Annotated in this window: 4 protein-coding genes; 3 read left to right on the top strand and 1 reads right to left on the bottom strand. The window is 71.9% G+C overall.

From position 1 onward, the window contains the following. The first annotated feature begins 18 nt into the window (after positions 1 to 18). Both E4O86_RS22345 and E4O86_RS22340 read left to right on the top strand, forming a co-directional pair. Positions 19 to 1,017, top strand: coding sequence for an NAD(P)H-dependent glycerol-3-phosphate dehydrogenase (locus E4O86_RS22345; RefSeq protein ID WP_161142752.1), 999 nt, complete (start codon positions 19 to 21; stop codon positions 1,015 to 1,017). 18 nt (positions 1,018 to 1,035) lie between these two features. Then, positions 1,036 to 1,458 carry an EVE domain-containing protein gene (locus E4O86_RS22340; protein ID WP_161142751.1) on the top strand — a complete coding sequence of 141 codons (423 nt, stop codon included), beginning with the start codon at positions 1,036 to 1,038 and terminating at the stop codon, positions 1,456 to 1,458. Positions 1,459 to 1,518: 60 nt separating this feature from the next. Here the strand turns inward: E4O86_RS22340 and E4O86_RS22335 are convergent, their stop codons facing one another. Beyond that, on the bottom strand, positions 1,519 to 3,180 hold the full coding sequence (locus E4O86_RS22335) for an alpha-amylase family protein (protein ID WP_161142750.1): 1,662 nt from the start codon (positions 3,178 to 3,180) through the stop codon (positions 1,519 to 1,521). Between the two features lie 216 nt (positions 3,181 to 3,396). On the opposite strand from E4O86_RS22335, the gene mepA reads away from it, so the two are divergent. Further along, on the top strand, positions 3,397 to 4,290 hold an 894-nt coding region (gene mepA, locus E4O86_RS22330), incomplete at its 3' end, for a penicillin-insensitive murein endopeptidase (RefSeq protein WP_246206561.1).

The following is a 4,290-nucleotide window of genomic DNA, read 5'->3' as shown; positions in this document are numbered from 1 at the left end:
CCGGCGGGGCGCGCGGGCGTGAGCGGGCGCGCGCCTCTCGCGATCGTCGGCGGCGGCGCCTTCGGCACCGCGCTCGCCTGCGTCGCGGCGCGGAGCGGCCGGATCGTCCATCTCCTTGTCCGCGATCCCGGCCGGGCGGACCGGATGGCGGAGACGCGGGAGAACCCCCTCCTGCCCGGCGTGCGGCTCGAGGCGGGAATCGTTCCGACCGCCGATCCCGCCGCCTGCGGCGCGGCGGGGCTGGTGCTCCTCGCCGTCCCGGCGCAGGAGACGCGGTCGGCCGCCGCCGCGCTCCGGCCTTACGTGACAGCCGGCGTTCCGGTGGTCGGCTGCGCCAAGGGCATCGAACGCGCCACCGGCCGCCGGCAGCAGGAGGTGATCGCCGCCTGCCTGCCGGAGGCGCCCGCGGCCGTCCTCTCCGGCCCGGGCTTCGCGGCCGAGATCGCGCGCGGGCTGCCGACCGCGGTCACGATCGCGGCGGACGAGATCGGGCTCGCGCACCGGCTCTGCGCCGACCTCTCCTCCGGCGGCTTCCGGCCCTATGCCTCCGACGATCCGGTGGGCGTCGAGATCGGCGGCGCCACCAAGAACGTGCTGGCGATCGCCTGCGGGGTGGTGGCGGGCCGGCAGCTCGGCGAGAGCGCGCGCGCCGCCCTCATCGCGCGCGGCCTCGCGGAGATGACCCGGCTCGGCATCGCGCTCGGCGGCAAGGCGCAGACCTTCACGGGCCTTTCCGGCCTCGGCGATCTCGTCCTCACCGCGACGAGCGCCCAGTCGCGCAACACCGCCTTCGGCATCGCGCTCGGCGGCGGGCGCGCCGTCGCCGAGCTGCTTGCGGCCGGCATGCCGCTCGCCGAGGGTGTCCACACGGCGGCGGTCGCGGTCGAGCTCGCGCGCCGGCATGCCGTCGAGGTGCCGATCATGGCGGCCGTCGCCGCCGTGCTGGAGGGCGGCCTCACCGTCGAGGAGGCGATCGAGGGCCTGGTGAGCCGGCCGCTCAAGGCGGAAGCGGGCTGAGGCAAGCGAGAGGGGACGATGAACTACTGGTTGTTCAAGTCGGAGCCGGAGAGCTGGTCCTGGCGGCAGCAGAAGGCGAAGGGCGCCGCGGGGCAGGAATGGGACGGCGTGCGCAACTACCAGGCGCGCAACTTCATGCGCGCCATGAAGGTCGGCGACCGCGGCTTCTTCTACCATTCCAACAAGGAGCGCGCGGTCGTCGGCGTCGTCGAGGTGGCGGCGGCCGCGCATCCCGATTCGACCGATCCGACCGGGACCTGGGACTGCGTCGACATCGTCGCCGTGGCCGAAATGCCGAACCCGGTCACGCTCGACATGGTGAAGGCCGAGCCGGAGCTCGCCGGGATGGTGCTCGCGAAGAACTCGCGGCTCTCGGTCCAGCCCGTCGCCGAAGCGGAGTGGCGGAAGGTGTGCCGGATGGGGGGCCTGGAGAAGGCCTGACCCCCTGGCCTCCGGGAGGGGCGGGCCCCGGCTCGAAGGCCCGAACGCGGGCGACCCGCGTCAGATCTCGGTGCGCCGCAGAAGGTAGTCCAGGCCGCCGATCCGGTACCAGCGGTAGCCGTAGCCCTCGAGCACGATCCGGTGCCGGCCCTTTTCGTCGGCCCGGCTGTGGTCGCCGTCGAGGAGGTCGATGAGGAGCCTGCTCTCCTCGTCGTCGCCGGTCTTCAGGCGGATCTCGATGGGCGCGTGCGCGAAATTGTGCACCACGACGACCCCATTGTTCCGCCAGTCGTAGCGCAGCGCAAGGACGGCCGGATTGCGCGTCGGCAGGATGGTGAAGTCGCCCCACCCGATCTCCGGAACCTCCGTCCGCATGCGGATGATGCGTTCCAGCCAGTTCATGAACGAGTTGGGGTCGCGGTGCTGTTCGGCCACGTTCACCTGCTCGTAGCCGTAGGGCCCGCCGGAGATCACCGGCTTGGTCGGCCGCTGGGACTTGGTGAACCCGCCCTGCGGCTCGGTCGACCATTGCATCGGCGTGCGGCCGCATTCGCGCTCCGGCAGCGACAGGTCGTCGCCCATCCCGATCTCGTCGCCATACCGGATGACCGGCGTTCCCGGCAGGGTGAAGAGCATGCTGTAGGCGAGCTCCATGCGGCGGCGGTCGCCGTCCAGCATCGGCGCGAGCCGGCGCCTGATGCCGCGATCGTAGAGCTGGTCGTTCTTCGTCGGCCCGAACGCCTCGAAGACGGCCTGGCGCTGGTCCTCGGCGAGGCGGCCGAGATCGAGCTCGTCGTGGTTGCGCAGGAACTGCCCCCATTGCGCGGTCGCCGGCCGGGGCCTCGTGACCCTGAGCGCCTTGGCGAGCGGGCGCGCGTCGGACGACGCGAAGGCGTAGAAGAGGTTCTGGTTGACCTGGAAGTTGAACATCATGTGCATGCGGTCGCCGTCGCGGCCGAAATAGTCCATGTCGGTCTCCGGCAGCACGTTCGCCTCGGCGAGGATGATCGAATCGCCCTGCCGCCATTGCAGGAATTCTCGGAACGTCCGGAGCATGTCGAACTGCTCGCGCGGGGCCGCGATCCCGGTGCCCTCCTGGGCGATCACGAAGGGCACGGCGTCCATCCGGAAGCCGTGCACGCCGAGCTGCGTCCAGAACCCCATGATCTTCAGGATCTCGGCCTGCACATGCGGGTTCGAGGTGTTGAGGTCGGGCTGGAACGAATAGAAGCGGTGGAAGTACCAGGCCTGCGCGGCCTCGTCGAAGGTCCAGGTCGCTTCCTGCACGCCCGGGAAGACGATGCCGTCATGGATGTTCGGCGGCTTCTTTTCCGACCAGACGTACCAGTCCCGGTAGGGCGAGGCGGGGTCCTTGCGGGCCGACTGGAACCACGGATGCTGGTCGGAGGTGTGGTTGACCACGAGGTCGATGAGCACCCGCATGCCGCGCTGCTTGGCGGCGTGGGTGAACTCGACGAAATCGCCGAGCGTGCCGTAGCAGGGATCGACGCCGTAATAATCGGCGACGTCGTAGCCGTGGTCGCGCTGCGGCGAGGGCTGGAACGGCAACAGCCAGATCGCCGTGACGCCCAGCCCGCAAAGATAGTCGAGCCGCCGCATCAGGCCCCGGAAATCGCCGATCCCGTCGCCGTCCGCGTCCATGAAGGTGCCGACGGAAAGGCAGTAGACGATCGCGTTCTTGTACCAGAGGTCGTTGATCATGCCCGCATGCCTCCTGCGGTTGCTCGAAAGATCGGACGCGCGCCCCCGCTCCGTCTGCGGCGGTGCGCGACGGAGGGCCGGTCCGGAATAGCGCGGCGGCGGCGGTTCGGTTCCCGCGCGCGACGCCGAGGGGCGGCCGGATTGCCCTGCCGGGCGGGCGCCGGGTTTTCGTGGCGGCGCCGCGCGTGGTAAAACGGGCCGATGATCCGCCGCGCGATGATTCTCGCCGCCGCGCTCTGGGCCGCCGCCGCGGTGGCCCACGGTCCGGCGCAGGCCGCCGAAGCCGCCAAGGTCCTGTTCGGCGCCAAGCCCGCGCCTGCCGACCTCGCCTCACGCGCAATCGGATTCTACAGCCGCGGCTGCCTCGCCGGCGCCGTCGCCATGCCCGTCGTCGGACCGCACTGGCAGGCCATGCGGCTGTCGCGCAACCGCAACTGGGGCCATCCGGCGCTGATCGCCTTCCTGCGGGATCTCGCCACGCAGGCCGCCGCCAGGGACGGCTGGCCGGGCCTCCTCATCGGCGACATGTCGCAGCCGCGCGGCGGCCCCATGCTGACCGGCCATGCCTCGCACCAGGTCGGGCTCGATGCCGACATCTGGCTCACGCCGATGCCCGGCCGCGTCCTCTCCGCGCGCGAGCGGGAGAACATGGCGCCCGTCCCGCTCACCGAGCCGGGCCCGCACGAGGTCGATCCGGCGGTCTGGTCGGAGGCGCATCTCCGGCTCATCCGCCGCGCCGCCAGCGATCCGCGGGTGGAGCGCATCTTCGTGGCGCCGGGGATCAAGAAGAAGCTCTGCGAAACGGCGACCGGCGCGCGCGGCTGGCTCAGCAAGGTCAGGCCCTATTGGGGCCACAACTACCACATGCATGTCCGGCTCGGCTGCCCGCCCGGCGCCGCCGGCTGCCGCGGCCAGAGCGCGCCGCCGAAGGGCGACGGCTGCGGCAAGGAGCTCGCCTGGTGGTACACGGCCGAGCCCTACCGGCCCGCCAAGCCGGGCGGGAAGAAGCCGCGCCCGATCACGCTTGCGGACCTTCCTGACGCCTGCCGGGCGGTGCTCGCCGCGCCGGCGCGGCCGGGCGCGCTGACGGCGCGGCAGGCGCTCGCCGAG

Origin of the sequence: Propylenella binzhouense, from assembly GCF_009866965.1 — a bacterium.
In the GTDB taxonomy this organism is placed as follows: Bacteria; Pseudomonadota; Alphaproteobacteria; order Rhizobiales; family Afifellaceae; genus Propylenella; species Propylenella binzhouense.
Note: the sequence above shows the minus strand (reverse complement) of the source record. Positions and strands in the feature narration are given on the sequence as shown.

What these genes read in the sequence shown, in the direction of transcription:
- E4O86_RS22340 (WP_161142751.1), top strand. Translation starts at nt 1,036, where the DNA reads ATGAACTACTGGTTGTTCAAGTCGGAGCCGGAGAGCTGGTCCTGGCGG.
- E4O86_RS22335 (WP_161142750.1), bottom strand. Translation starts at nt 3,180, where the DNA reads ATGATCAACGACCTCTGGTACAAGAACGCGATCGTCTACTGCCTTTCC.